Origin of the sequence: Streptomyces sp. NPDC058246 (genome assembly GCF_042881985.1) — a bacterium.
Taxonomy (GTDB): Bacteria; Actinomycetota; Actinomycetes; order Streptomycetales; family Streptomycetaceae; genus Streptomyces.
This window is the reverse complement of record NZ_JBHVWZ010000016.1, coordinates 46,176-72,810: the sequence shown is the minus strand read 5'-3', so window position 1 is coordinate 72,810 and position 26,635 is coordinate 46,176. Positions and strand designations below refer to the sequence as shown.

The following is a 26,635-nucleotide window of genomic DNA, read 5'->3' as shown; positions in this document are numbered from 1 at the left end:
GTCTCCTTGTATGGGTGGTACGGGTCGCTGGTCGGGGAGGGATGAGATGTCAGTCGTAGAGCGCGGCGAACGTGTCCCGGAAGACGAGTTCGCTGAGTTCGCCGCCACCGGTCGCTTCGGCGAGCCGGGCGTACTCGCCCGTGAAGTCGCCCCACGGCTGGTCGCTGGCGAAGAGCACCCGGTCGTGGCCGATGCCGCGGCGCTCGATCTCCTGGGCCAGCCAGCGCGGCGCGAAGCCGATGGCCCAGGAGAGGTCGGTGTAGACGCGCTTGCCGGACTCGATCCAGTCGAAGAACCGCGAGCCGACAAGCTTGATGTGGCCGCTCATCCCGCCGCCGAAGTGCACGAGATGCACGGGAACCCGATCGGCGTACAAGTCCACCAGGTTGCCGACCTCGTCGATGTCGGAGGCCGCGCCGGGAGAGGTGTGAACGTGGACGACCAGGCCGAGGCGTTCGGCCTCGTGGAAGATCCGGTCCAGCATCGGGCGGCAGGCGGGGTCGGTGGCGCGACCGCCCAGCAGGAAGCTGAGCTTCAGTGCCTTCACGCCGCGTTCGTCGGCCAGGGCGAGTGCCTGCGCGGTGCGGTGCTCGTCCTCGGGGCGCGGGGAGACCCACAGGCCGGCCCGGATCCGGTCGTCGCTCTGAGCGGCCTCGATCGCCAACTCGTTGAAGGAGAAGGCGATCGCGGGATCGGGGACGCCGTAGTTGGGGATGACCAGGGCGCGCTCGGTGTCCTCCGCGTCCAGGTCGGCGATCAACTGCTTGACCGTGGCGCGGGCGGTCGTATCCGGGTTGACCGGCGGTCCGCCGTAGAAGGGATAGGCGGGCAGGACGCCGATGTGGCGGTGTGCGTCGAAGACCATGTTCCTTGTTCCTCAGCCGATCGGGAGGGCGGAGGTGAGTTCGCTGGGGGCGCCGGTGAGGGCGCCGCAGACATCCGTCATACGGCGCGAGGCATCGATGTGGTCCGCCAGGAACTCGGCATCCCGGCCCACCGACTCGAAGCGACCGGAACCCCACGAGTGCTGCCAGGGCAGACCCAGGAAGTGCAGCCCGGGCGTGCTGGTGGCGCCCCGCCAGTGCATGGGGTAGCCACGGCCGTCGAAGGCGGGTATCTCGATCCACCTGTGGTCGCGGGTGAAACCGGTCGACCAGACGACGGAGGTGATACCGGCCTCGGCCAGATCGAGCGCGTCGGGCTGCTCGGAGGGCTCCCACACCGGTACGTACCGGGGCTCGACGGGAGCCTCGATGCCCTGCGCGGTGATGTGCGCGTCGATGCTGTCCTTGATGCCCTCGGCCACGGCGTCCGCCCGGTCGAGGTTGACCTTCAGGTCGTCGGCGAAGTCGAGTGTCGCGCCGTCGATGCCGGTCAGCCGGCCGTACAGGCGCATCCCGTCGCGGGCGAAGGCACGCAGGTCGATGTCACGTCCCCCGTCGCGCCCGGTGACGTAGTGGTTGACCCGCATCCGGACGGCACCCGCGTCGTCGAACTCGTCGATGCCCTTGTGGTAGTAGCCCATGTCGTCCAGCCAGGCGACGCAGTCCCGGCCGCGGTAGAAACGGGCGACGCGGGGCGCGCTGCCGACGGCCAGGTGGACCTGCCGGCCGGCCAGGTGCAGGTCCTCGGCGATCTGGCAGCCGGACTGCCCCGTGCCGACCACCAGGACAGCACCCTCGGGCAGCTGTTCCGGGTTGCGGTAGCGGGAGGAGTGGATCTGCTCGACACCGGCGGGCAGCCGCTCGGCCATCCGCGGAACGGACGGGGTGTGGTAGGGGCCGGTGGCCACGACCACCTGGTGGGCGGTGAACTCCCCTTCGCTGGTGGCGAGTTCGAAGACCCCGTCGGCGCCCCGGCGCAGTCGGGTGACGGACACGCCCTCAATCAGCGGGGGCTGGAAGAAGGCGACGTAGTCCTCCAGGTACCGGATGATCTCGTCGCGGACCATGAAGCCGTCGGGGTCATCCCCCTGGTAGGGGAAGCCGGGCAGCTTGCACTGCCAGTTGGGGGTCACCAGGCAGAACGAGTCCCAACGGCGTTCGCGCCACTCGTGGCCGACCCGGTTCCGCTCGAGGACGACGTGCTCGATGCCGCGCTCACGCAGACAGTGACTGACCGACAGACCGGCCTGACCGCCGCCGACGACCGCCACCGGGATGGGGGTACCTCCCATGCCCTTCAGGCCATGGGGGAGGGCTCCGGTCGGCCGGCGCGGGCTCACCGTACGCTCCCGTCAGCGTTGTGCAGGGCTTCGACGCCGACCTTGGCGCCGTCGAGGGAGGCGTACGCGGCCGCGGTCTCCTCGATCTGCGCCAGTTGGTCGGAAGCCCCGGTGCAGGCGAACCCGTACTTCTCGCGCACCCGGTCGCTCGCGATACCGAGCGCCGTGCGGCTCCGCTCCACGAAGTCGCCGAGCTCGTACACCTCACCGGTGGTGAGGTAGTCCTCGATTACAGTGGAGGGTGAGTAACAACGCTGAGTCTCGCCGTCGGGCCAGCGCACATGGAAATACAGCTCAGGCATGAAAATCCTCCATGCGAGGCGCCGAGGCCTTGGCACCTCGCCGCTGCTTATGACCTCCACTTCAACCAGCAGGAATTACCGAACGAGGTCATCCGGAATAAAACGGAGTTACGGAGTCCTCACGACAGGTGAGGTCTCACGTACACAGAGTTGCCTCTGAGGCACATCGGGCGCGAGAGGGCCCCCGCCGGGTCGCCGTCGGCACCACTACAAGCGACGTGTCGGTGCCAGGAGGGGTAGTGGCGAGCCCGGGCGCGGTCCAGGCCGACGGCGTCCTTCCGTTGGCGAAGTTCTCCTCGACCGCCCATCTGATCTCGGCGATCTTGACGGGGCAGGCCTGCGTCATGCACCGGCCCGGCGGCACGTAGGCGTTGAAAGGCCAGGCCGGGTCGGCCGAGCGGCGGACCAGGGGGCCGGCCGTGGCGATCAGGGCCCAGTAGTAGACGCGCGACCCCTTGGCGCCCTGTCCACACGAGAGTCGGTTCCATGCCCACTCGGGGACCTTCCGCGCCGCAAGCAGGTCGGCCCGCATCGATCTGACGCCGGTGGGCACCTGGAAGTCGACGCCGACAGCGAAGATGCAGTCGATGGCGTTCTCTTCGAAGAAGCTCCGCCGATGCTGGTCCCGTCGTTGATGCCGGTGGCGGCCTTCAGGCGGTGCGGCATGGCCGGGGCGAAGGACTCGACGGTCTCGGAGCTGATCGAGCGGGCCGAGGTGAAGTACCGGGCCGCGATCTTGTCCACCGGGACGCAGTCGGTCGTGTTGCCGAACTGCCCGCCCGGGTAGGCGAAGTGCTCCGAGGTGAAGCCGTTGGTGACGAGCCACGACCGCAGCTTGCGGAAGTCGTCGTCTACCTGCTGCTCGGTCAGCGTGGTGTACCGGGCCGCGTGGGCCGGCGTGGCGTACGCGTGGCCACCATGGCAGCGTCCTGGCTCCGGGCGCAGGGGAAACCGGCAAAGCCACACGCTGCGGGTGCCGCAGTTGGACGGTGGTGTGGACGGCGTACGCGATCAGACGGGCGGGCTGCCGTACCGTCTGCGTCCCGCCGACTGGCACCGCCACCCCCAGATGTGCCGCGGCAGCAGTCGCGGTCGGCCCAAACGGACACCGACATCGTCCAGAGGCGGGCCGGCCGCAGCGCCTGCGACATCGGCTTCGCCGCCGTCGAACACACCGTCAACCTGACGGCGCTCTCTGCACCGCCCGCCCGCCTTCCCAGCACCAAGGAGTATCCCCATGCACCTGGAACCGCGCCCAGGAACCGCCGGGCCGAGCCCGCACCTCCGCGAACTGAAGGATGCCGTGCGCGCCCTGCTCTGCCTCGACAACGACACCGCCGTCATAATCCGCCAACTCACCTGCAGCGAACCCGGCTACCCACCGCTGGAAACCGTCGTCGCCGTGCTGCCGATGGACGGCGAGGCCCACCGCTGGACACTCCACCGCCCCGCCGACCAGATCACCGAGAACGACCTGAGGCCCACCCTGCTCCACCACGGACCGAGCTGACCGGAACAACCGATCGGCTTCCTCGGCTATAGGACATCGCGCAGGTGAACCTGCGCACCATCCGGACGGTCCCGACGTCCGCGCCGGCGACCACCAACAGACAGACCAACTCTCCGAACAGCCATTTTACGGACCTGCGCTTGTGTGGGGTCGGTGAGGCTGTCACCTGCTAGGACGGGTTGCAGAGGCGAGCGGAGGCAGTCAGAGGAAAACACTCTGATTCGACCCGGTTCGACCCGGGCCGCTCAGAGGCAGTCAGAGGCAACGCCCTCTGCAACTGGCCTTTGGGATACCAGAGTTGGGTAGTGTGGATCACGGGTGGCGACGGCCTCGGCCGGGCCCAGTTCAGGAGACGGCAGACGTCAGGTATGTCAGGTATATCCCTCCCTCGCAGTCGGCCGACTTCCGCAGGGTCCAGCGGCCTTCGACGGTCGCGGAGGAAAAGTTCGACTCGGCGTCGTCCTCCTCCACCTCGCCCTCCTTCAGGGCGTATCCGGCCTTGGGGAGCTTCTTCTGCAGGAACGCCAGGGCGGCGGCGAAGCGGCCCCGTACGACCGTGGTGACGACCAGCCGGTCGCCGGTGCGGTGCTGCACCGAGGTCACGACCGCGCCGTCGGGCACGGGAAGGTTTGCCGGGAAGTCCTTGGGAAGCGGCAGTGAGGCGTCGGTGGGACAGCCGCCGTGCGCGGTGCCAGCCGTTTTCCCGGCCGCGTACGGCGTCGCCACCGAGGGCTCGGCGTGCTTGGTCGTCGCCGAACATCCGGTGACGGCCGCCAGGCTGAGGGCGGCGCCGATCAGTACGGCAGCCGGAGGCAAAAGCTTCATCTACTGGCCTCCTGTGGGCTTCTTGTGCTTGCCGCCGACCACGGCGTCGTATGCGCCGTACAGCGTGTTGCCGGAGGACTGGCGGGCAATGGAGGCCAGTGCGTCGTAGTTCTGCGCGCCGCCGGTCGCGCAGGCGCCGGTGCAGCCGTCGGCGTAGGCGGCGAGCACGCGGCCCTGGGCGTCGAGGGTGACGTCGTTGAAGTCCAGGAGATTGCGGTCGTTGCCGCAGGTGGTGCCGCCCGTGCAGATCGACCCCTTCTGGACCGGGTCGGTGGGGGTGGCGTCGACAGTGACCCAGGACTGGCCGCCGTCGTAGGTGGTGGCCACGTACAGTCGCCAGATGCCCTTGAAGTTGGTCGTGTCCTGGTAGTTGCCGCCGGTCGTGGTGCCCAGGAAGGCAAAGGCGGCGCGGTTGTCGTCGCCTGCGGTCACGGCCGGGAAGACGATGTTCTTGATGCCGAGGCTCGCGCCGACGTTCTGGTCGTACAGCCACGTCTTGCCCATGTCGTGGCTGACAGCGATACGCGCGGTGTCGTCGCTGTTCTGGTAGCCCATGTAGACGGTCCCGCCGGCCCCGATTCCCACGCTCGGGTCGGAGTCGCCAGGGGTGCTGGACGGGTTTTTGCGGACGGTCCACGTCAGCCCGTTGTCCTCGGAGACGGCCACGGCCTGCTGGCCGCCGCAGCCCTTGTTGGGCACGTACACCGTGCCGTCCGGGGCGACCTTCACGTGCCCGTGCAGGCCGCCGCAGTCAAGCAGCGAGTACATCGGAACGGCGGGCCCGTACGTCAGACCGCCGTCCCGGCTGACCGCGCAGGAGGCGTCGGCGATGTCCTGGGAGCAGTAGTAGACGGCGTGGGGGTACGACGTGAGGGCGCCTGGCCCGCCCGAGGCGAAGGGTCCGCCACCGATGGTCTGGTGGTCCACACCGGAGTTGATGCCCGAGCCGCTCGTCGGTGTCCATGTCTCGCCGTCGTCTTCGGTGTAGCAGGTCAGGGCGGTCTTGCCGGCGAGCTGCGACTCGAAGGTGCGGTGGGTGGCCGGGTCGGTGAACAGGATCGGGTCGAGGCTGGTGGTGCTGCCCTGGGGACAGCCGTTGGCCGCCTTCGCGCTCTTGTCCTGCCAGGTGGCGGCGCCGGCGCTGTCGTAGTTGACCTTGAGCGTCGATGTGTACGCCTGGAACATGGCGGCGCCACTCGCGCGGTCGACGCCGATCGAGGGTTCACCGGCGTTGTGCGCGTCCTTGATGCTGTCGGGTGCCGAGGAGTTCGCGTACGTCGGCGGGAGGGCCGTGCTCGGTGGCGGATTGACCGGGTTGGCGACCAGGCTTGCGGTTGCGGTGAAGCTGTCGCCGAGTGGTGCGTAGGGCACCACGCGCACGGTGTACGACGCCGTCACCGCCGGGAGCAGTACGGTCTGGGGGTCGCTGGAGGAGGCGGAGGCTGCCACCTCGCGGCCGTCCGCGTCGAGGACGTACAGGTCGAAGTCGGCTGCGGTATCGGGCCACTTGACGTCGATGCGCAGGCCGTGACCGCTGTCGTAGCCCCTCGGCACCGACACCTTCAGGGCGTAGTCGTCGCAGAGTTGCGGACTTCCGCAGCTCACCGTCCCGGTGGTGCCGGTGACGTTCGGGACGGCGAAGGGACCGGCGCTCCATGTGGTCGTGGACGCGGTGTCGCTGACCGATCCGGAGGGCGGAGTGGCGGCGTCGGCCGACACACTCGGCAAAGTGCCGGCGACGAGCGCCAGCAACCCGACGGCGACACGCCCCCGCGACCGCGGGTGGCGGGGAAGACGGAGTGTGGAGAAGAGGGCCACAGGTACCTCGTGGGTTCGCGAGTCGGACGAAGGGTCGTGGTGCGTGGCGGTACGGGTGGTGCCTTCGTCTGCTCTACGGGGAGGCAGACGGTGTCCGTCGCGAGAAACCGAACTTTTTTCGAAGCGGGCTCGACAGTGCGCCCCCGTCCGTCGGCCAGCCGTGGCTGAGCCAAGACGGTCGTCTTGCAGCTGGATCGCACCACTGGCTGTCGACAGCGACTGAAAGGTCTGCAGACACGGCTTGACGTGCACGAGAGCCATGCCCAGGGCCTGTGTCGGACCCAGGGAGTAGTCAACGACAACGGCACCACGCCGAACGGCTCCCTGATCGACGAGATCGTCCGGGAAGTCGCCCGGCGGATGTCACAGCGGCTCTGGAGGCCGAAGTCAACGCCTGCATAGCCGAGTTGGCCGACCAACGGGAACGAGAACGGTCGGCGGCCCGTGGTCCGCAACGGCTACCACCAGCTCCGGAATTCCATCCACGGTTGCCGTGATGGCGTCGGAGCTGCCAACCGTGGCCAGTACGACCTTGGCGCCGCCGAGGGATTGCAGCGCGTGCGCGACGGGCGTGTCCGTCGTGCTGTCGATGTAGTGGTGGGCGCCGAGTTGCTTGGCGAAGTCGGCCTTTCGGCTCCGCGGGCGATCGCCACGGTCTCGAAACCCACGGCGGCCGCGTACTGCGCCCCCACGTGGCCGATGCCGCCGATGCCGAGTACGGCGACCAGGTCGCCGGGCCGGGCGGAACTGCGCCGCAGCCCGTCGTACGTGGTCACGCCGGCACGGGCCAGGGGCGCCGCATCGCTCGGCGAAAGCGCGTCGGGAATGCGGGCCACGGCGTCAGTCGGTGCGATCATGGCCTCGCCGAAGCCGCCGTCGTACGCCCATCCGGGCACCTTCAAGTCGTCGCAGACGATGAAGTCGCCCTGCCTGCACGTCGTGCAGTAGCCGAAGCTGCCGCCGAACCAACCGACCGCCGCCCGGTCGCCCACCTGGCGGCCTCGCACTGCACGCGACTGGTCACCTCACTGGCACCGGGTACCAGCCCCTGCGCACCGATCTCCCCTCTGAACAGGCATTTTCCAAAGATGTTTCCGTGAGGCGGAAGTCGTATTGCACCCCTGCAAGACCCCTTCGGACGATGTCGCCACCACACAGAGACGGGAGCCGCATCCATGCCTCACACCACCGCATTCGCCAGGAACCAGTGGTACGTCGCCGCCTACAGCCACGAGGTCGGGCGGGAGCTGCTCGGACGGACGATCCTCGGCGAACCGCTCGTCTTCTATCGCACCGAGGAGGATGGGACGGCCGTCGCCCTGTCAGACCGCTGTGTGCACCGGCGCTTCCCGCTCTCGGAGAGCCGGCTCGACGGCGACAGGATCGTGTGCGGGTACCACGGGTTCACGTACGACGCGACGGGCTCGTGCGTGTACGTGCCCGGGCAGCAGCGGATACCGCGCACCGCCCGTGTCGCCTCCTACCCGCTGGTCGAGCAGGACTGTCTGGTGTGGGTCTGGATCGGCGACCCGGCCCTCGCCGACCCGCAGACGATTCCGCGCGCCCGCCACCTCGACTCGCCCGACTGGGTCACGGTCCGCGGCATGGAGCCCATCGACGCCGACTACGGGCTCCTCGTCGACAACCTTCTCGACCTCTCCCACGAGACCTATCTGCACGGCGGGTACATCGGTACGCCCGAGGTCGCCGAGACGCCCATCACCACCGAGGTCGACGAGGGCGCGGGCATCGTGCGGGTGAGCCGGCACATGGACGACGCCGAGTGTCCGCCGTTCTACGCCCGCTCGACCGGCATCGAGGGCCGCATCACACGCTGGCAGGACATCGAGTACTTCGCTCCCTGCCTGTATCTGCTGCACAGCCGTATCGCGCCGGTCGGTGTGCTGCCCGAGGCGGACGGCAGCGACCCGCACGCCTTCCACACCGAGATCACGTACGCGATCACGCCGTCCGGCGACGGCACGGTGTACGACTTCTGGGCGGTCTCCCGGGATTTCGCCCGCGACGACGAGGAAGTCACCACGTTCCTGCGGGACTTCAACCACACGGTCGTCATGCAGGACGTCGACGCGCTCAACCTGCTGCACAGGACGCTCGGCACCGAGCGCACCGGTTATCAGGAGCTGAGCATCAACATCGACACCGGCGGTCTCGCCGCCCGCCGTATCCTCGCCCGCCTGGTCGAGGAGGGCGACAAGCCGACGGAGAAGGTCCGGTGACCGGTCCGACCGGCGAGATCTACCGCGTCGACTGGATCCCGGGCACCGACGTCCTGCACGGCACCTGCCACTGCGGCGCCGAGCACACCGCCCAGGACCCGATCGAGATGTGGGAATGGATGCTCGCGCACCCCGACGGACACCGACTCCAAGGACCCCGTTCATGACCTCGTACGAAGCCGAACTCGTCGTCGAGCGGCGGGAGTCCGTGGCCGACGGCGTGCTCGCCCTCACCCTGCGCCACCCGCGCGGCGAGCAGCTACCCTCCTGGGAGCCGGGCGCCCACATCGACGTCGTCCTCGGCCCGGATCTGGAGCGGCAGTACTCGCTGTGCGGTGATCCGACGGACCGTCACGCCTGGCGGATCGCGGTGCTGCGGGAGCCGGACGGGCGCGGTGGATCGTCGTACGTGCACGAGAAGGTGAACCAGGGCGACCAGGTCCGGGTGCGCGGTCCGCGCAACCACTTCGCCCTCCGGAGGGCCCCCCGCTACCGCTTCGTCGCGGGCGGCATCGGCATCACACCGATCCTGCCGATGCTGGCCGCGGCGGAGGCGGCGGGCGCGGAGTGGACGCTGCTCTACGGCGGCCGGAGCCGCGACTCCATGGCGTTCACCGAGGAGTTGAGCCGCTACGGGGACCGGGTACGGATCGCTCCCCAGGACGAGACCGGGCTGCTGGACCTCGCTTCCGTGCTCACCGACGTCCCTGAGGACACGCTCGTCTACTGCTGCGGTCCCGGCCCCCTGCTGGACGCGGTGGAGGAGAGGTGCCCGAGCGGGCTGCTGCACGTCGAGCGATTCCAACCGAAGGTCCAGGAGACGGCAGCGGACAGCGAGTTCGAGGTGGTGCTCTCGCGCAGCGGCCGCGCGCTGACCGTCCCCGCCGGTGCCTCCGTCCTCGACACCGTGCGCGCCGCCGGTGTCGAGGTGCTCTACTCCTGCACCGAGGGCACGTGCGGCACCTGCGAGACAGACGTCCTCGAAGGGATCCCGGAGCACCGGGACTCGGTCTTGAGCGAGGAGGAGCGAGAGGCGGGCGAGACGATGATGATCTGCGTGTCGCGCTGCCGCGGGAAGAGGCTTGTGCTGGACCTGTGAGACACCTCAGGCGCTTGGCGTGCCAAGTCGTCTATTCCCCGTCGCTTCCCCTCCGTTCGGGCACGGCTGGGGGCACGACGTCGTTCCTGCGGCACCTTCACCTGTGCCGACCGGCGCCCCTTCGAGCGCCGGCAGGGCTTCCTGGTGCCAGTTGATCGGTTTCGCCTCGGGCAACGCAGATCATGACGTAGATGGTTCGGATGGCGTGTCCCGTCAAGGCGATACCGAAGACCAGGAACAACCGAGCGCGCGATGCGCCGAGGTAGGTGAACACGCTCGCGGCCGCCACACCGAACAGCAGGTTCGCGATCAGCAAGGGCCGGCCGGAGTCGGTCTTCGCCATGTTGAACCGCTCCCACGTGGAGCGGGGCGTCGATTTCGGGTATGGGCTGATCCGCTGCTCGAAGGTGCCCCTGTCAGACCGCGTTGGCATGCCGCCGCGCCTCCCCCACCGTCGTGCAGGAACAGGTGAAGGTCGATCTGCCGGACGAGCGGGACCAGTTGCGCACACGGGTCGCCCCGCGCTTCGCGGAGCTGCGGACCCATGTGTACGAGCGGATCCAGGCCGCGAAGCGCGGGACGACCGTGGACGTCAGGACAGATACGCCTCCACCTCACTGAACTGGGCGGCCGGCCAGCCGGTGTTGGCCGTGACGTTGAGCCTCAGGTAGCGCAGGCTGGTGCCGCTCGGCAGGGTGACCGTGACCGTGTTCCCGGTCGCGGGGTCGAAGCGGTAGCCCTTCGAGGCGACGACCGTCGAGTACGCCGAGCCGTCGGTGCTGCCCAGGACGGACAGGGTCTGGGTGCGCGCGCCCCAGGAGGTGGCGGGCGGCAGCTTCAGCACGAGGCGGCGAGCGGCCTGGGTCGAGCCCAGGTCGACCGTCCAGGCCTGCGGGAACGCGTTGTTGGTGGACTCCCAGTAGGTGTTCGCGTCGCCGTCGACCGCCTTGCCAGGGGTGTAGACGTCGACGGAGCCGGTGGCGGTGGCGCCGCGGCCCTTGGCGAGATTGGTGCTCGGGTCGGGGGCCGGGTTGCCGGAGCCGGGCTGGGGCCAGGCGGAGCAGTTCGACCAGGTGGTGTCCCAGCCGGAGTTGCCGCCGCCGTTGGTGAGCGTGAAGGTGCCGCTCGGGTAGGGGCAGTTGTAGACGCCTGCCGCACCGACGCCGGTCGCCTGTACGTTGCTGAACCTGGCCGCGCCCTGTGTCTCGGCCTGGACGACGACCGTGCCGACCTTGTTGACGGTGGCGCCGTTCACGGTCACGTTGTTCGTCGCGTAGCCGTGACCGCCGCCGGAGACGAACTCGAAGGCGCTGTACGGGCTGTCGGTGACGGTGGTGTTGGTGATGTTGACCGTGGCGTTGATCGCGCTGTCGTACGAGTCGACGCGCAGGGCCCCCATCGGGTGGTTCCAGTTGGGGTTGATCGCGCCGGCGCGCACGACCGTGTTGCCGTCCACCGTGATCGTGCCGGCCAGCGGGGAGAACGGGTCGAGGAACTTCTGGTTGGAGATGGCGATACCGCTGCCGAGGGCGTTGGTGTCGGAGACCAGGTTGTTCTTGACCGCGATGTCGGTGCCGCCGTAGACGGCGATGCCGTTGGCGAGGTTCGGCTGCGAGATGGTGTTGTTCTCGAAGCTGCTGTTGGTGTCGGGCGAGTAGAGCGACCACATGGCGAGCGAGTCATCGCCCTGGTTGCGCAGGAAGTTGTTGCGGACGCGGACACCACGGGCGTTGCCGTTGAGGTTGAGGCCGTCGGCGGTGGTGTCGAGGATGCGGTTGTTCTCGACGACAAGGTTGTCGTTGTTGCCCGTCAGCCACAGACCGACCTTGAGGTGCTGGATCCACATCCCGGAGACCGAACTCCCCGGGCCCAGTGAGCCGTTGACGAAGTTGTCCGGGTTGGAGTCGACGCGCTCGGTGACCTCGCCGATGACCGCGAAGTCCTTGAGGTGGACGCCGCCCGACGAACTGGTCTGGTCGATGAAGCGCGAGGTGTGCACGACGGAATACCAGCTGCCGGCGCCCTGGAGGGTGACGTTCTGCACGCCGTTGAGCGAGGAGGTGACGCGGTAGTCACCCGGCGGGATCCAGACGACTCCCCCTTGCGCGGCAGAGATCGCGTCCCGGAAGGCCTGTGTCGAGTCGCCCTGGCCGGTGGGGTCGGCGCCTTTGTCCGTGACGGACACGGCTCCCGCGGGCTTGGTGGGGGCCGCGGCCACCTGCTCGAAGTCGGCCACGTCCACGGTGACTTGGGTGGAGGTGGCCTGGAAGGCGACCTTGTCGCCCGCCTGCACGTTCTGGCCGAGCAGCAGCCGGGCGTTGTCGAAGAAGTGGTGCGTCTTGGCGCCGGCGATCCAGGAGGTGTCGACGTAGGAGTACTTGGAGGTGACGGCGAGCGTCTTGGCGATCTTGGTGCCGTTGACGTAGACGTCGAGCGTGCCCGACTGGCCGTCGGGGACGCTGTACGAGACGTTCACCGCGTTGGCCGCGCGCGGCACGGTGAACTCGACGCGCTGGCCCGCGCTCAGCCGTACGGCCTGCCGTCCGGAGGCTTCCGAGGCGAGGGTGCCCTGGGTGTAGTCGGGGCCGATCTTCGTGCCCGTGGAGGTGGCCGATTCGGCTTCGACCGAGCTGAAGGGGAGGGTGGCGCCCGCCGCCGCGACCGCGGAGTGGGCCGTGGTGGCGCTGAGCATGCCGGCGGCGAGGGCGACGGCCACCGCGGCCGCCGCGGCTGGCATGCGCCTGACAGATCTGGACATGTGCTGATCCCTTTCGTGTGGGGGTGCCGGGATAGCGGGTTGGTGCGGCGGCCTGGCTGCGGTGTCAGGCACGCAGCCAGGCCGCCGTGTCCTGGGGGAGCCGCCCCTCGGCGTCCAAGGGGCCGCTGGTGAGCAGGAGTCGGGAGTGCTCCGGGAGTTCGGCCGGGGTGTCGGAGAGGTTGACCGCACAGCGCAGTCCGTCCGTGCGGGCGAAGGCGAGGACGCCGTCGGGCGCGGGCAGCCAGCTGACCGGGCCGTCGCCGAAGCCGGGCTCGGTGCGGCGGATACGGAGCGCCTCCCTGTAGAGGCTGAGCATCGAGCCGGGGTCCTCGGCCTGCTGGTCGGCGGCGTACGCGGGCCAGTTCGCGGGCTGCGGCAGCCAGGGGTCGCCGCCGAATCCCGCGTAGGGCGCCTCGGCCGCCCACGGCAGCGGTACGCGACAGCCGTCGCGCCCCGGGTCCGTGCCGCCGGAGCGGAAGTGCATGGGGTCCTGGATGCGGTCCCGCGGTATGTCCGCCTCGGGCAGGCCGAGTTCCTCGCCCTGGTAGAGGTAGACGGCGCCGGGCAGCGCCAGCGAGAGCAGGGCGGCGGCGCGGGCCCGACGGGTGCCCAGAGCGAGGTCGGTGGGGGTGCCGAAGGCCTTGGTGGTGAAGTCGAACCCGGTGTCGGTCCGGCCGTAGCGGGTGACCGTGCGGGTCACGTCGTGGTTGCACAGCACCCAGGTGGCGGGCGCGCCCACCGGCGCGTGTTCGGCGAGGGTCTCGTCGATCGACGTACGCAGCTTCCGCGCGTCCCAGGGGCAGGACAGGAAGGAGAAGTTGAAGGCGGTGTGCAGTTCGTCGGGGCGCAGATAGCGGGCGAAGCGCTCGGTGTCGGGGAGCCAGACCTCGCCGACGAAGATGCCGTCGTACTCGTCGGCGACCGTGCGCCAGGAGCGGTAGATGTCGTGGAGTTCGTCGCGGTCGACGTACGGGTGCGGATCGCGGCCCTCGACGAAGTCGGGCAGGTCCGGGTCCTTGGCGAGCAGGGCGGCCGAGTCGATGCGGACGCCCGCGACACCGCGCTCGAACCAGAAGCGCAGGACGTCCTCGTGCTCCTGGCGGACCACGGGGTGCGCCCAGTTGAGGTCGGGCTGCTCGGGGGTGAACAGATGGAGGTACCAGTCCCCGTCGGGCAGCCTGGTCCAGACGGGTTCGGTGGAGCCGGCGAACTGGGACGGCCAGTCGTTGGGCGGGAGCTCGCCGTTCTCGCCGCGTCCGGGGCGGAAGTGGAAGAGCTCGCGCTCGGGGCCGCCGGCCAGGGCGGCCCGGAACCAGGGGTGTTGGTCGGACACGTGGTTCGGCACGATGTCGACGAGGGTGCGGATGCCCAGCTCCCGCGCCTCGGCGATGAGCTTCTCCGCCTCGACGAGCGTCCCGAAGGCGGGGTCGATGACGCGGTAGTCGGCGACGTCGTAGCCGCCGTCGGCCAGGGGCGAGAGGTACCAGGGGTTGAACCACAGGGCGTCCACGCCGAGTTCGGCGAGGTACGGGAGTCTGGCGCGGACGCCCGCGAGGTCGCCGGTGCCGTCACCGTCGCCGTCCGCGAAGCTGCGGACGTACACCTGGTAGATGACGGCTGAGCGCCACCACTCGGACTGATTTCGGGCAGGGCGGGGCTGTCCCACGGCGCGTTGCCTTTCGTTCGAGGAGGTCACATCGGGGCGTCAGCCCTTGGTGCTGCCCGCGCTGATCCCGGCGATGATGTGCCGCTGGAACACCAGGAACATCACGACCATGGGGATGCTCGCGATCACCATCGCGGCGATGAGCACGGTCAGCTGGATGTTCTGGGACAGCTGGACGAGGGCGACGCTGATGGGCTGCTTGTCGGTGTCGGAGAAGACCATCAGCGGCCAGAGGAAGTCCTGCCAGACGGCGACCAGCGCGAAGATCGACACGACGCCCAGGACGGGCCGGGACATCGGCAGCACGATCGACCACAGCGTGCGCAGCCGTCCGGCTCCGTCGATCTCGGCGGCCTCCAGCACGTCGCGCGGGATCTGGTCGAAGAATCGCTTGAGCAGATAGAGGTTGAAGGCATTGGCCACGGCCGGCAGCCAGATGCCGAGTGGGTCGTTGAGCAGGCTCGTGTGGATCAGCGGCAGATCGGCGACGGTCAGGTACTTCGGTACGACCAGGGCCTGCGCGGGGACCATCAGCGTGGCGAGGATGCCGCCGAGGACGACCTTGCCGAAGGCGGGCTTCAGCTTGGAGAGGGCGTAGGCGGCGGCCGTGCAGAAGACCAGCTGGAGTACCCACGCCCCGGTGGCCTGCACCACCGTGTTCCACAGATGGGTCGGCAGGTCCATCAGGTCCCAGGCGTCGGTGTAGCCGCTGAGGCTCAGGTGCTGGGGGACGAGTGTCGGGGGTGTGCGGGTGACCTCGTCCGGCGACTTCATCGCGCCGGTCACCATCCAGTAGACCGGGAAGAGGAAGGCGAGCGCGAAGAGCAGGACGACGCCGGTGAAGACGGCCCAGTAGGCGGCCTTGCCGCGGGGGCGGGCCAGGGTGAGCGGCGAGACCAGGGTGCGGACGCTCATGACTCCTCCCCGGTGGAGCGGGTCAGCCGGAGATAGACCGCGGAGAAGGCGCTGAGCAGGACGAGCAGCATGACGCTCAAGGCACACGCCCCTCCGAAGTCGTTGTAGAGGAAGGCGTACTTGTAGATCAGGTACAGGACCGTCACGGTCGCGTTCTCCGGGCCGCCGCCGGTGATCACGAACGGTTCGGTGAAGACCTGCATGGTGGCGATGATCTGCAGCAGCATCAGCATGAGGATGATGAAGCGGGTCTGCGGGATCGTCACGTGCCGGATGCGCTGCCAGATGTTCGCGCCGTCCAGTTCGGCCGCCTCGTACAGCTCGCCGGGGATGCTCTGCAGGGCGGCGAGGTAGATGAGGACGGTGCCGCCGAGGTTGGCCCAGGTGGCGACGATGACCAGGGAGACGAGCGCGGTGTCGGCGCCGTTGGACCAGTTCGAGGTCGGCAGGTGCAGGAAGCGCAGCGCCTCGTTGGCGAGGCCCGCTCCGGGATCGTAGAACCACTTCCACAGCAGCGCGCTGACCACCGGCGGGATCATCACCGGCAGATAGACCACGACTCGGAAGAAGGCCTTCGCGTGCCTCAGTTCATTGAGGACCAGCGCCATCACGAAGGGGACGGCGAAGCCGATGAGCAGGGCGAGGAGCGTGAAGGTCAGGGTGTTGCGCCAGGCGGCGGTGAACTCCGGGTCGTGGAAGACGCGGGTGAAGTTCGCGGTGCCGACCCACTCGCCGCCTGAGCCGGGCGTGTACTTCTGGAAGGCGATCACGACCGCGCGGATCGCCGGGTACCAGGAGAACAGCGCGAAGCAGAGCAGGCCGCCGATCAGGAAGGCGTACGCGCGGGACTGGTCGGCCAGGCGCCGGCGCCATGGGCCCCCGTTCCGGCGCCCGGCCGACCGCGGCACCTCCGGCGCGCCGAGGGCGGCCGGAGGGAGTGCTGCGGGCTTCGATGCGGTCTTCATGAACGGTGTCAGCCTCGGGCCAGGATGGAGTCGATCTTGCCGGAGGCGTCCTTCAGCAGTTTGTCGACGTCGGCGTCCTTCTTGGTGAGGACCGCCGAGACGGCGCCGTCGAGGACCGAGTAGATCTGCTGGGCCTGCGGCGGCTCGATCTTCATCTGCAGGCTCTGGTTGCCGTCGAGGAAGGCCTGGTAGTTCTCGACGGGGACGTTGGCGTTGGCCTTCTTGACCTGCTGGTCCTTGGCGTCGGCGGCGCCGGTGAACAGGCGCGGCTCGGGCAGACCCACGGGCGCGTTGTTCTGCTTGGCGCGGGCGTAGTCACCGAGGAAGCCGTCACCGGGCGTCAGGAACATGCTGTCGAGCCACTTGAGGCCGGCCTTGATCTGCTCCGGACTGTCCTTCTTGTTGAACATGTAGCCGTCGCCGCCGATGAGCGTGCCCTTGCCGCCGGGCATGGGCGCGAGGGCGAGGTCGTCGTAGTTGCCGCCCTTCTCCTTGACGAGGATCGGGATGTTGTCGGGCGCGGAGAGGTACATGCCGAGCTTGCCGGAGCCCATCAGCTGCTGGACGTCGTTGATGACCAGGAGCTGTTTGCTGCCCATGGAGTTGTCGGTCCAGCGCATGTCCTTGAGGTTCTGCAGGACGGCCTTGCCCTCGGGGGTGTCGACGGTCGCCTTCTTGCCGTCCTCGCTCACCACGTTGCCGCCCTGCGAGTACATCTCGGCGGTGAAGTGCCAGCCGCCCTGGTTCTGGGCGCTGTAGTCGGCGTATCCGACGGTGCCGTTGCCGAGCGCGGCTATCTTCTTGGCGTCCGCGCGCAGCTCCTCCCAGGTCGCCGGGGGCTTGTTCGGGTCGAGACCGGCCTTCTCGAAGAGCTTCTTGTTGTAGATCAGACCCATCGAGTAGCCGGTGCGCGGGACGCCGTAGATCTTGCCGTCGACGGTGTAGATGTCGCGCAGCTGCTGCTGGATGGTGCTGTAGCTCTTGAGGTCCTTGACGTAACTGGTGATGTCGGCGGCCTGGTTGATGTCGACGACGTGCTTGGCGTCGGTGAAGTACGTGTAGAACACGTCCTCCATCTGGCCGCCGGCGAGCTTGGCGTCGAACGTCTTGGGGTCCTGACACGGGAACGCGTCGTGTGCGACGACGTCGATGGTCGGGTTGGCCTTCTCGAACGCCTTGACGTCGGCCTCGAAGAACGAACGGTCGACCTTGGCGCTCTTGGGCGGCATGCAGTTGACCGTGATGCGGGTCTTGCCACCCGCGGAGCCGTCGTCGCTGGAGCCGCACGCCGTGATCGCGGTCAGCGCGAGGGCGGAGGCCATGAGCGTGGTGCTGGTGCGGCGGAACCCGGGACTTCTCATCGGTGGACCCCTCTTGGGCAGGCGCAGGGAAGGGCCACGGCGGCGCACCTGGTGGTGCGGCGTCCGTGTCTGGCGCCGCACACTCAAGCACCGGTGACAGCGGTGCGCAAGATCTCGCGCAGAATCTGTAATTATTTGACAGCCCCATGGATCTGACGTGGCTGTAGTGACGGGACGCTTGCGCGGCCGGCCCACGGGATCCTTGCGCGGTCGACACGCGGGGCGCCCGCGCGGTCGATCAGCCGGCGCCCGCGCGCTGGGTCTGCGGGGCGCCCGCGCGGTGGGTCAGCGGGGCGCCGGCATGGTGGGTCAGCGAGGCGCCTGCGCTGTCGGTCATCGGGGCACCTGCGTGGTCGGTCAGCGGGGCGCCTGCGCGGTCGAGCCGCGGACCACCAACTCCGGCTCGAACAGCAGCTCTTCGGGAGTGACGCTGCCCCCGCCGATCTGGGCGTTCAGCAGCTCGACCGCGGCGCGCCCCATCGCCTCGATGGGCTGACGGACCGTGGTGAGCGGGGGTTCGGTGCAGTTCATGAACGCCGAGTCGTCGTACCCCACGACGGAGACCTCGCCCGGGACGGCGAGTCCCCTGCGGCGGGCCGCCCGCACGGCGCCGAGCGCGAGCGGGTCGCTGGCGCAGATGATGCCGGTGACGCCCCGGTCGAGCAGCCGGGTGGCGGCGGCCTGGCCGCCCTCCAGCGAGAACATGGCGCGCGCGACGTGCTCGTCGGGCAGGTCGGGGGCGAGCGCGCGGGCCGCCGTCAGCTTCCGCTGGGAGGGCATGTGGTCGGCGGGTCCGAGGACGAGACCGATGCGTTCGTGACCGAGCGAGGCCAGGTGGCGCCAGGCCTGTTCGACGGCGACGGCGTCGTCGCAGGAGACGCAGGGAAAGCCGAGATGCTCGATGGCCGCGTTGACCAGCACCACCGGAATGTTGCGCTCCGCGAGCTGCCGGTAGTGGTCGTGCGGCGCGTCCGCCTGCGCGTACAGACCGCCCGCGAACACCACGCCGGAGACCTGCTGCTGAAGCAGCAGCTCCACATAGTCGGCCTCGGAGACACCGCCCTTGGTCTGGGTGCACAGCACCGGGGTGAGCCCGAGCTGCGCGAGCGCCCCGCCGATCACTTCGGCGAAGGCCGGGAAGATCGGGTTCTGCAGCTCGGGCAGCACGAGGCCCACGAGCCGCGCCCGTTCACCGCGCAGCTGCGTGGGCCTCTCGTAGCCGAGGACGTCGAGGGCGGACAGCACCGCCTGCCGGGTGGAATCGGAGACTCCGGGCTTGCCGTTGAGCACCCGGCTGACCGTGGCCTCGCTGACCCCGACCTTCTTCGCCACCTGAGCAAGTCGTCGCGTCATGCACGCAAGAATAGCGCAAGTTATGCAAACGACTTGCGTAACCTCCTCGCCGCCCGTCAGCAGGCCCCACTCCCCCCGGGACGGGCCAGGGGTGTGCCCTGTCATCCACGGCCCGAAGCGGACGGAGCGCGACCGCCCCGGCTTCCAGCGCCTGTCCGGCGGATCATGCCGAAGAGACCCTAGCGGGCGGCCCAGATGCCCCGCACATGGCCGAGGTGACGGGTCATCACCTCGCGTACGGCGCCCTCGTCACGGGCCATGAGCGCGTCGAGGAGTTCCAGGTGCTCCTCCGCCGAGGCCTCCAGGCGGCCCGCCTCGACGAGGGCGTGGAGACCGTAGAGGCGCGAGCGCTTCCGCAGGTCTCCGACGACCTCGACCAGATGCGCGTTGCCCGCGAGGGCGAGCAGGCCGAGGTGGAAGCGGATGTCCGCCTCGACGTAGGCGATGAGGTCGCCGGCGGCCGCCGCGGTCACGATCTCCCGGGCGGCCGGGCGCAGCGCCTCCAGCGAGACCAGGTCCGCGGTGCCGGCCAGCCCCACCACGGTGGGGATCTCGATGAGCGAGCGGATGTGGGTGTACTCGTCGAGCTGCTTCTCGGAGACCGCGGTGACCCGGAAGCCCTTGTTGGGCACCGTGTCGACCAGGCCCTCCTTGGCGAGGTCGAGCATCGCCTCGCGCACCGGCGTCGCCGAGACGCCGAAGCGGGCGGCGAGGGTCGGGGCGGAGTAGACCTCGCCCGCGCGCAGTTCACCGGCGATCAGCGCGGCCCGCAGGGCGTCGGCGACGCGCTCGCGGTAGCTGCTCTTCTTGCCGCCCAGCGTGGGCAGGGCGGGAGCGGCGGAGGGTGCGCTGCTGCGCTGGGCGGCCATGGGGGTGTCTCCTCGAACGGGCATGTGCAATGTCACGCGCTACCAGTATCTCCTGAAGATCTAGAGGATGAAGCCGGCCGGGAAAGGATCGGAGGGGTCCAGCAGGTACTGGGCGGTGCCGGTGATCCACGCGCGACCGGTGAAACTGGGCAGTACGGCGGGGATTCCGGCGACCTCGGTCGTACCGAGCAGCCGTCCCGTGAACCGCGTCCCGATGAACGACTCGTTCACGAACTCGGTGTGCAGGGGGAGTTCACCACGGGCGTGCAGCTGGGCCATGCGCGCGCTGGTGCCCGTACCGCAGGGTGAGCGGTCGAACCAGCCGGGATGGATCGCCATGGCGTGGCGGGAGTGGCGGGCCGTGGCGCCGGGGGCGACGAGATGGACGTGGTGGCAGCCGCGGATGGACTCGTCCTCGGGGTGGACCGGTTCGTCCTCGGCGTTGATCGCCTCCATCAGTGACAGACCGGCGGCGAGGATGTCGTCCTTGCGGGCGCGGTCGAAGGGCAGCCCGAACTGCTCCAGCGGCAGGATGGCGTAGAAATTGCCGCCGTACGCGAGGTCGTACGTCACCGTCCGCCCGTCGGCGAGCGTGGCCTTGCGGTCCAGACCGACGGAGAAGGACGGCACGTTCTTCAGCGTGACCGCCGTGGCGGCGCCGTCCTCGACCGCGACCTCGGCGATGACCAGGCCCGCCGGGGTGTCGAGCCGGATGGTGGTGACCGGCTCGACGACCTCGACCATGCCGGTCTCCACGAGCACGGTCGCGACCCCGATGGTGCCGTGCCCGCACATGGGGAGGTATCCGGAGACCTCGATGTAGAGGACGCCGTAGTCGCAGTCGGGGCGGGTGGGCGGCTGGAGGATGGCGCCGCTCATGGCGGAGTGGCCGCGCGGCTCGTTCATCAGGAGCTGCTTGATGTCGTCGCGGTGCTCACGGAAGTGGAGTCGCCGCTCGTTCATGGTCGATCCGGGGATCGCGCCGATTCCTCCGGTGATCACCCGGGTGGGCATGCCCTCGGTGTGCGAGTCGACGGCGTGCAGGACGAGTTTGCTGCGCATGGCACTCCTGGGGGATCGAGGGGGGCGGCGAATCAGGCGAGGCCGGCGGCGACGGCGCGCTCGGTGGCGGCCCGGACGGCGGCCTCCTGCTCGGGCAGCAGCGGAACGCGCGGCGGCCGGACCGGACCGCCGTGCCTCCCGACGATGTCCATGGACAACTTGATGGCCTGCACGAACTCGACCTTCGAGTCCCAGCGCAGCAGCGGGTGCAGCTGACGGTAGAGCTTGCCCGCCGTGGCGAGGTCACCGTCGACGGCGGCGTGGTAGAGCTCCACGCTCGCGGCGGGCAGTGCGTTCGGGTAGCCGGCCACCCAGCCCTTGGCGCCCGCGACCGCGAGCTCCAGCAGGACGTCGTCGGCTCCGATCAACAGGTCCAGGGCCGGGGCGAGTTCGGCGAGCCGGTAGGCGCGGCGCACATCTCCGGAGAACTCCTTGACCGCGTGGATGTACCCCTCGCCGTGCAGTTTCGCGAGCAGCTCGGGGACCAGGTCGACCTTGGTGTCGATCGGGTTGTTGTACGCCACGACCGGCACGCCCGCCTCGGCGACCTGCGCGTAGTGGGCAAGGACGGAACGCTCGTCGGCGCGGTACGCGTTCGGCGGCAGCAGCATCACGGAGGCACAGCCCGCGTCGCGCGCCTGCTCGGCCCAGCGGCGGGCCTCGACGGAGCCGTAGGCGGCGACGCCGGGCATCACGCGCTGCCCGCCGATGGCCGCGACCGCCGTCTCCACGACCTTGGCGCGCTCCTCGGGCGTGAGCACCTGGTACTCACCGAGCGAGCCGTTCGGTACGACGCCGTCGCAGCCGTTCTCGACGAGCCAGGCGCAGTGGTCGGCGAACCTGTCGTAGTCGACGGAGAGGTCGTGGTTCAGCGGGAGGGCGGTGGCGACGAGGACTCCGCGCCAGGGGCGGGCCTGGGGAGTGGTGGCGGTCATGAGCGGTCCCCTCTCAATGGGGTGTGACATTTTACTGGTAGGCCTGGTCGCCAGGATCTGCGACGGATACGGCGGGGTGCGCGGACCGATGCGGCAGGACCTGCGGACGAATACGGCGGGGCTTGCGGACGGATACCGCGGGGCGCACGGGCCGATACTGCGGGGGCCTGCGCACAGATACGGCAGGGCCTGCGGACGGATACGGCGCGGCGTGCCGACCGATACTGCGGCGTGCACGGGCCGATACTGCGGGGGCGCGCGGGCCGATACGGCAGGCGTGCGGGCAAGTGCGTTGCGTCCGGCGTCAGTCGTCCTCCGGCTCCCCGGTGGTCTCGCCCGCGCGGGCGAGCACCCCGAGCGGTACCGGCCGAGCGAACGGCCGCCGCGACGGGGCGAGGGCGCACCCGGCGAGCCCCGCGACGGCGGGCGCGCACATCCGGCCCTGGCACCAGCCCATTCCGGCCCGGGTCAGCAGTTTCACCGTACGGACGTCACCGGCGCCGAGTTCGTCGACGGCCTCGCGGATCGCGCCGCCGGTGACCTCCTCGCAGCGGCAGACGACCGTCTCGTCGGTGATCAGCTCGGTCCAGCGCGCGGGCGGCGCGTAGGCGGCGTCGACCGCCGCGAAGAACCTCCGCAGTCTCGTACGGGACCGCGCGGCCGCCGCCCAGCCGCGCGGGTCGGGTTCGGTGCCCGCCAGCCGCGCGGCGATCGAGCGTCCGGCGATGTGCCCCTCGGCGAGCGAGAGGGCGGCGCCGCCGATGCCGGTGGTCTCGCCGGCTGCCCATACACCCGCCACGTCCGTGCGCTGCTCGTCGTCGACGCGCACGTTCAGGCCGTCCAGCCGGCAGCCGAGGGTCTCGGCGAGGTCGGTGTGCGGGAGCATGCCGTGGCCGACGGCGAGCGTGTCGCAGGGGATGCGCCGCTGCGTGCCGGGACGGACCCGGCCGTCGGCGTCGAGCGCGGCGACGGTCACGGCCTCCAGCCGCTCACCGCCCCGCACTTCGCCGCCCCGCGCTTCGCCGCCGTGGGCCGTGCCGCCGTGCGCCTCGACCACGGTGTGGCGCGCGTAGGTCCTCACCCGGTGGCGCAGCAGCGCGGCCGCGTACTGGGCGCCCTCGGCGAGCTTGGCCGGCTGCGCCGCGAACGCCCTGCCGTGCCGTAGGAAGGCCTTCGGGTCCGCGGACTCGACCAGTGCGGCGACCTCGGCGCCCGCCGCGGCGAGCCCGGTGGCGACCGGCAGCAGCAGCGGCCCGGTGCCCGCGACCACCGCGATACGCCCCGGCAGGACGAGGGCGCCCTTGAGCATGGCCTGCGCACCGCCCGCGGTCACCACGCCGGGCAGCGTCCAGCCGGGGAAGGGCAGGACCTTCTCATAACCGCCAGTGGCGAGCAGCACGGCGTCGGCGAGGACCTCGGCGGGCCTCTCCTGCTCGGGTCCGAGCAGCGCGTGGACGGTGAAGCCGTTCAAATGCCTTTCGACCAACCACACATGATGGTCTCTCAGGTGCGTGATCCGTCCGGCGGCGATGTGCGCGCGGAGCCCGTCGCGGAGCCGCTCCCAGGTGTGCCACTGGTGGTGCAGGGCCTGGGGGCGGCGGGCGCCGAGGTCGTCGGCGGGCTGCCGGTAGAACTGGCCACCGGCGTCGGCGCCGGAGTCGATCACGGTCACGTGCACCCCCCGGGCCGAGGCGGCGATCGCTGCGGCCAGCCCCGCGGGGCCCGCGCCGACCACGGCCAGTCGGGCTCGCTCAGTCATCGTGACCGCTCCCTTCCTGGGTGCGGATCGCGTCACCGGGTCGCAGCGGCACCAGACAAGCCCGTTGATTCGGGCGGCCGTTGACGGTCACCAGGCAGTCGAAGCAGACGCCGATGCCACAGAAGAGGCCGCGCGGACGGCCCTCGCCCCGGGTGGAGCGCCAGGAGGTGACGCCGACGGCCCAGAGCGCGGCGCCGACCGTCCGACCGGGCAGCGCCTCGATCTCACGGCCGTCGAGCGTGACGGTGAAGGCGGGGCCCGGGTGGGCCCGGACCAGGTCCAGCGGGTTCACGCCGCCTCCTGTGACGGGGGAAAACGGTCGGGCCGGAACGGCGCCAGGTCCAGCTCCGGGGCCTTGCCGCTCAGCACCTGGGCGATCAAGTGCCCGGTGCCGGTGGCGAGTCCGATGCCCGCGCCCTCGTGCCCGCAGGCGTGGAAGAGGCCGGGCACCCGCGCGTCGGGCCCGATCGCGGGCAGGTGGTCGGGCAGGTAGGGGCGGAAGCCGACGTAGGCGCGCATCGCCCGCACCTGTTCCAGGAAGGGGAAGAGCCGGGTGGCGCCCGCGGCGAGGGCCCGGACGACCGGCAGCGCGAACGTGCGGTCGAAGCCGACCCGCTCCCGGCTCGCGCCGATCAGCACCGGCCCGGCGGCGGTGCCCTCCACGACCGGCGAGGTCTGCAGCGCGGCCGAGTCGCTGGCCACGTCGGCGACATAGTCCGCCGCGTACACCTTGTGCCGGATCATGCGCGGCAGGGGTTCGGTGACAAGGACGAAGCCGCGCCGAGGGAGCACGGGGAGGCAGACCCCCGCCAGCGCGGCCAGCTCGGCGCCCCAGGTGCCGGCCGCGTTCACGACCGCCGGGGCGTGGATCTCGCCCTGGTCCGTACGCACCCCGCGCACCGCTCCGTCCGCCGTGCGCAGCACTTCGGTGACCGTCCGGCCGGTGAGCAGGCGGGCGCCCGACGCGCGGACGAGATGGGCGGCGGCCAGGGAGGGCATCACCTGGGCGTCCTGCGGATAGTGGACGGCGCCCGCGAGTCCCGGCGCCAAGTGCGGCTCCAGATCGTGGAGTCGACCGGCGTCGACCGGGGCGGCCTCGACCCCGGCGGCCCGCTGGCCGGCCGCGAAGCTCTCCAGGGCGGCGAGCCCCTTTGCCGTGGAGGCGACGACGACACCACCCTTGGCCTCGTACTCGATCGCCTCGCCTCTCCGCTCTGCGAGGGCGGCCCACAATCGCCCGGAGAGCAGGGCGAGTTCGAGCTCCGGCCCCGGTTCCTTGTCGGAGACGAGCAGATTGCCCTCGCCCGCGCCCGTCGTGCCGCCGGCCACCGGGCCCCGGTCGACCAGGACGACGTCCAGGCCCGTCCGGGCCGCGTAGAACGCGCAGGCCGCGCCCACCATTCCGGCCCCGACGACCACGACATCGCAGGTGAATCGCTCGCTCACATCAGTACTATGTCACATGGTTCTCTAGCTGGGAACAGTCACCACACGCGCTTGCCGGGAACACACCACACAACGAAGAAGGTGCCTGACGTGGCCAAGGGCCGAAAGAACGGACTGTACCGAGGAATCTCCGACGAGCTGTCCGCCCTGATGCGGACCGGCTGGGCCGACACCGAGAAGCTGGATCCGGAGCCCATCGAGCAGGCCCCGTACGCCGCCCGGCGCCGTGCCGCGCTCTCCGCCCGCTTTCCGGGCGAGCGACTCGTCGTCCCCTCGGGAATCCTCAAGATCCGCGCGAACGACAGCCACTACCCCTTCCGTCCGTACTCCGGCTATGTCCACCTGACGGGTGACCAAGCCCGCGACGGCGCCCTGGTCCTGGAGCCCCGCCCGGACGGCGGTCATGACGCGCACTGCTACCAGCTCCCCCGCGACAGCCGCGACAGCGACGAGTTCTGGACGGGCATGACGGCCGAGCTGTGGATGGGCCGCCGTCGCTCCCTGGCCGAGTCGGAGCGGGTGCTGGACCTGCCCTGCCGGGACATCCGTACGATCGCCGAGGACCTGCGGGACACCGGCGTACCGACGCGTGTCGTGCGCGGACACGACCCCGTCATCGAAGCGGCGCTCACCACGGACGAGGACCGGGACGCCGAACTCGAGGAGGCGCTCTGCGACCTGCGCCTGGTCAAGGACGCCTGGGAGATCGGCGAGCTGCGCGGGGCCGTGGACGCCACGGTGCGCGGATTCACCGATGTCGTACGGGAGTTGTCGCAGGCGGTCGCCACCTCGGAGCGGTGGATCGAGGGCACCTTCTTCCGCCGCGCCCGCGTCGAGGGCAACGACGTCGGCTACGGCTCCATCTGCGCGGCCGGCGAGCACGCCACGATCATGCACTGGGTGCGGAACGACGGTCCGGTCCGCCCGGGCGACCTGCTCCTGCTCGACGCGGGCGTGGAGGCCCGCACCCTCTACACGGCCGACGTCACCCGCACGCTCCCCGTCAGCGGCACCTTCACCCCGCTCCAGCGCGAGATCTACGACGCGGTGTACGAGGCCCAGGAGGCCGGCATGGCCGCGGTGAAGCCGGGCGCCCACTACCGCGACTTCCACGAGGCCGCCCAGCGGTCGCTGACCGGGCGACTGGTGGAGTGGGGCTTCATCGAGGGCCCGGCGGAGCGCGCCTACGACCTCTGTCTGCAACGCCGCTTCACCATGGCCGGCACCGGTCACATGCTGGGACTCGACGTCCACGACTGCGCACAGGCCCGCAGCGAGGGCTACGTCGACGGCGTGCTCGAACCCGGCATGGTCCTCACCGTCGAGCCCGGCCTCTACTTCCAGCCGGACGATCTGACCGTGCCCGAGGAATGGCGCGGCATCGGCGTCCGCATCGAGGACGATCTGCTGGTGACGGCGGACGGGTACGAGAACCTGTCGGCGGGACTGCCGCGCTCGTCGGACGAGGTCGAGGCGTGGATGCGGGAGTTCGCCGGGTAGCGGCCTGCCGCACCGGGGCCCTGTGCGG

At 70.1% G+C, this 26,635-nt stretch carries 25 protein-coding genes and 2 pseudogenes; 8 read left to right on the top strand and 19 right to left on the bottom strand.

What is annotated here, in order from left to right:
* Positions 1-49: 49 nt before the first annotated feature.
* The 3 genes from ACFVXA_RS23350 to ACFVXA_RS23340 are packed head-to-tail and all read right to left on the bottom strand — an operon-like array spanning position 50 to position 2,526.
* Complete coding sequence (locus tag ACFVXA_RS23350) at positions 50-865, bottom strand: amidohydrolase family protein (RefSeq protein ID WP_389468105.1); 816 nt, start codon at positions 863-865, stop codon at positions 50-52.
* A 12-nt stretch (positions 866-877) separates the two neighbouring features.
* Positions 878-2,176, bottom strand: a complete 1,299-nt coding sequence (locus ACFVXA_RS23345; RefSeq protein WP_390026342.1) for an MSMEG_0569 family flavin-dependent oxidoreductase — start codon at positions 2,174-2,176, stop codon at positions 878-880.
* Positions 2,177-2,220: 44 nt separating this feature from the next.
* Complete coding sequence (locus tag ACFVXA_RS23340; RefSeq protein WP_383738581.1) at positions 2,221-2,526, bottom strand: MSMEG_0570 family nitrogen starvation response protein; 306 nt, start codon at positions 2,524-2,526, stop codon at positions 2,221-2,223.
* 239 nt (positions 2,527-2,765) lie between these two features.
* Between ACFVXA_RS23340 and ACFVXA_RS23335 the strand changes: the two genes are divergently transcribed.
* The 3 genes from ACFVXA_RS23335 to ACFVXA_RS23325 all read left to right on the top strand — a co-directional run bounded on the left by ACFVXA_RS23335 (position 2,766) and on the right by ACFVXA_RS23325 (position 4,036).
* Positions 2,766-2,894, top strand: coding sequence for a hypothetical protein (locus tag ACFVXA_RS23335; protein WP_362019997.1), 129 nt, complete (start codon positions 2,766-2,768; stop codon positions 2,892-2,894).
* A gap of 248 nt (positions 2,895-3,142) precedes the next feature.
* Entirely contained in the window at positions 3,143-3,313 is a 171-nt protein-coding gene (locus ACFVXA_RS23330) for a hypothetical protein (protein ID WP_383905333.1), read from the top strand.
* A gap of 450 nt (positions 3,314-3,763) precedes the next feature.
* Entirely contained in the window at positions 3,764-4,036 is a 273-nt protein-coding gene (locus ACFVXA_RS23325; RefSeq protein ID WP_362019992.1) for a hypothetical protein, read from the top strand.
* Positions 4,037-4,381: 345 nt separating this feature from the next.
* On the opposite strand, the gene ACFVXA_RS23320 is transcribed toward ACFVXA_RS23325, so the two are convergent.
* From ACFVXA_RS23320 to ACFVXA_RS23310, 3 genes and pseudogenes are all read right to left on the bottom strand, one after another.
* On the bottom strand, positions 4,382-4,861 hold the full coding sequence (locus ACFVXA_RS23320) for a hypothetical protein (RefSeq protein ID WP_362019989.1): 480 nt from the start codon (positions 4,859-4,861) through the stop codon (positions 4,382-4,384).
* On the bottom strand, positions 4,862-6,580 hold the full coding sequence (locus ACFVXA_RS23315; RefSeq protein ID WP_390026340.1) for a sialidase family protein: 1,719 nt from the start codon (positions 6,578-6,580) through the stop codon (positions 4,862-4,864). It lies immediately after the preceding gene.
* A 537-nt stretch (positions 6,581-7,117) separates the two neighbouring features.
* Positions 7,118-7,680, bottom strand: a pseudogene (locus ACFVXA_RS23310) (zinc-binding dehydrogenase); the annotation flags it as partial.
* Between the two features lie 174 nt (positions 7,681-7,854).
* On the opposite strand from ACFVXA_RS23310, the gene ACFVXA_RS23305 reads away from it, so the two are divergent.
* Genes ACFVXA_RS23305 through ACFVXA_RS23295 form a run of 3 tightly spaced genes read left to right on the top strand, consistent with a single transcriptional unit; the run spans position 7,855 to position 10,018 of the window.
* The gene (locus ACFVXA_RS23305) at positions 7,855-8,919 is read left to right on the top strand and encodes a Rieske 2Fe-2S domain-containing protein (protein ID WP_389748349.1); all 1,065 of its coding nucleotides are present in this window, start codon (positions 7,855-7,857) and stop codon (positions 8,917-8,919) included.
* A complete protein-coding gene (locus ACFVXA_RS23300; RefSeq protein ID WP_390026337.1) occupies positions 8,916-9,086 on the top strand; it encodes a hypothetical protein in 171 nt (56 codons plus the stop codon). The genes ACFVXA_RS23305 and ACFVXA_RS23300 overlap by 4 nt, the downstream gene beginning before the upstream one ends.
* Positions 9,083-10,018: a PDR/VanB family oxidoreductase gene (locus tag ACFVXA_RS23295; protein WP_390026334.1), complete on the top strand. Its 936-nt coding sequence runs from the start codon at positions 9,083-9,085 to the stop codon at positions 10,016-10,018. Before ACFVXA_RS23300 ends, ACFVXA_RS23295 begins: the two co-directional genes overlap by 4 nt.
* Before the next feature lie 97 nt (positions 10,019-10,115).
* Here the strand turns inward: ACFVXA_RS23295 and ACFVXA_RS23290 are convergent, their stop codons facing one another.
* Positions 10,116-10,361: a hypothetical protein gene (locus tag ACFVXA_RS23290; protein WP_390026331.1), complete on the bottom strand. Its 246-nt coding sequence runs from the start codon at positions 10,359-10,361 to the stop codon at positions 10,116-10,118.
* 98 nt (positions 10,362-10,459) lie between these two features.
* On the opposite strand from ACFVXA_RS23290, the pseudogene ACFVXA_RS23285 reads away from it, so the two are divergent.
* A pseudogene (locus ACFVXA_RS23285) lies at positions 10,460-10,639 on the top strand (ABC transporter ATP-binding protein); the annotation flags it as partial.
* Here ACFVXA_RS23285 and ACFVXA_RS23280 read toward each other — a convergent pair.
* From ACFVXA_RS23280 to ACFVXA_RS23225, 12 genes are all read right to left on the bottom strand, one after another.
* Positions 10,611-12,776 (bottom strand): discoidin domain-containing protein, encoded by a 2,166-nt coding sequence (locus tag ACFVXA_RS23280; RefSeq protein ID WP_390026329.1) that lies wholly within the window; start codon positions 12,774-12,776, stop codon positions 10,611-10,613. The pseudogene ACFVXA_RS23285 and the gene ACFVXA_RS23280 overlap by 29 nt on opposite strands.
* A gap of 64 nt (positions 12,777-12,840) precedes the next feature.
* Positions 12,841-14,442: a glycoside hydrolase family 13 protein gene (locus ACFVXA_RS23275; protein ID WP_362019968.1), complete on the bottom strand. Its 1,602-nt coding sequence runs from the start codon at positions 14,440-14,442 to the stop codon at positions 12,841-12,843.
* A 39-nt stretch (positions 14,443-14,481) separates the two neighbouring features.
* The gene (locus ACFVXA_RS23270) at positions 14,482-15,357 is read right to left on the bottom strand and encodes a carbohydrate ABC transporter permease (protein WP_383738620.1); all 876 of its coding nucleotides are present in this window, start codon (positions 15,355-15,357) and stop codon (positions 14,482-14,484) included.
* Positions 15,354-16,322, bottom strand: coding sequence for a sugar ABC transporter permease (locus ACFVXA_RS23265; protein WP_362019963.1), 969 nt, complete (start codon positions 16,320-16,322; stop codon positions 15,354-15,356). The genes ACFVXA_RS23270 and ACFVXA_RS23265 overlap by 4 nt, the downstream gene beginning before the upstream one ends.
* A gap of 8 nt (positions 16,323-16,330) precedes the next feature.
* Positions 16,331-17,683 carry a sugar ABC transporter substrate-binding protein gene (locus tag ACFVXA_RS23260; protein ID WP_362019960.1) on the bottom strand — a complete coding sequence of 451 codons (1,353 nt, stop codon included), beginning with the start codon at positions 17,681-17,683 and terminating at the stop codon, positions 16,331-16,333.
* 357 nt (positions 17,684-18,040) lie between these two features.
* Positions 18,041-19,036: a LacI family DNA-binding transcriptional regulator gene (locus tag ACFVXA_RS23255; RefSeq protein WP_383738624.1), complete on the bottom strand. Its 996-nt coding sequence runs from the start codon at positions 19,034-19,036 to the stop codon at positions 18,041-18,043.
* Between the two features lie 179 nt (positions 19,037-19,215).
* Positions 19,216-19,905 (bottom strand): GntR family transcriptional regulator, encoded by a 690-nt coding sequence (locus ACFVXA_RS23250; RefSeq protein WP_383738627.1) that lies wholly within the window; start codon positions 19,903-19,905, stop codon positions 19,216-19,218.
* A 60-nt stretch (positions 19,906-19,965) separates the two neighbouring features.
* On the bottom strand, positions 19,966-20,967 hold the full coding sequence (locus tag ACFVXA_RS23245; RefSeq protein ID WP_390026327.1) for a proline racemase family protein: 1,002 nt from the start codon (positions 20,965-20,967) through the stop codon (positions 19,966-19,968).
* A gap of 32 nt (positions 20,968-20,999) precedes the next feature.
* Positions 21,000-21,902, bottom strand: a complete 903-nt coding sequence (locus ACFVXA_RS23240; RefSeq protein WP_390026324.1) for a dihydrodipicolinate synthase family protein — start codon at positions 21,900-21,902, stop codon at positions 21,000-21,002.
* Positions 21,903-22,206: 304 nt separating this feature from the next.
* Positions 22,207-23,661 carry an NAD(P)/FAD-dependent oxidoreductase gene (locus ACFVXA_RS23235; protein WP_390026321.1) on the bottom strand — a complete coding sequence of 485 codons (1,455 nt, stop codon included), beginning with the start codon at positions 23,659-23,661 and terminating at the stop codon, positions 22,207-22,209.
* Positions 23,654-23,953: a (2Fe-2S)-binding protein gene (locus ACFVXA_RS23230; protein ID WP_389747912.1), complete on the bottom strand. Its 300-nt coding sequence runs from the start codon at positions 23,951-23,953 to the stop codon at positions 23,654-23,656. The genes ACFVXA_RS23235 and ACFVXA_RS23230 overlap by 8 nt, the downstream gene beginning before the upstream one ends.
* Positions 23,950-25,107, bottom strand: coding sequence for an NAD(P)/FAD-dependent oxidoreductase (locus tag ACFVXA_RS23225; protein WP_390026318.1), 1,158 nt, complete (start codon positions 25,105-25,107; stop codon positions 23,950-23,952). The genes ACFVXA_RS23230 and ACFVXA_RS23225 overlap by 4 nt, the downstream gene beginning before the upstream one ends.
* Positions 25,108-25,197: 90 nt before the next feature.
* Here ACFVXA_RS23225 and ACFVXA_RS23220 point away from each other — a divergent pair, with 90 nt between their 5' ends.
* The gene (locus ACFVXA_RS23220; RefSeq protein ID WP_389465760.1) at positions 25,198-26,607 is read left to right on the top strand and encodes an aminopeptidase P family protein; all 1,410 of its coding nucleotides are present in this window, start codon (positions 25,198-25,200) and stop codon (positions 26,605-26,607) included.
* Positions 26,608-26,635 lie beyond the last annotated feature (28 nt).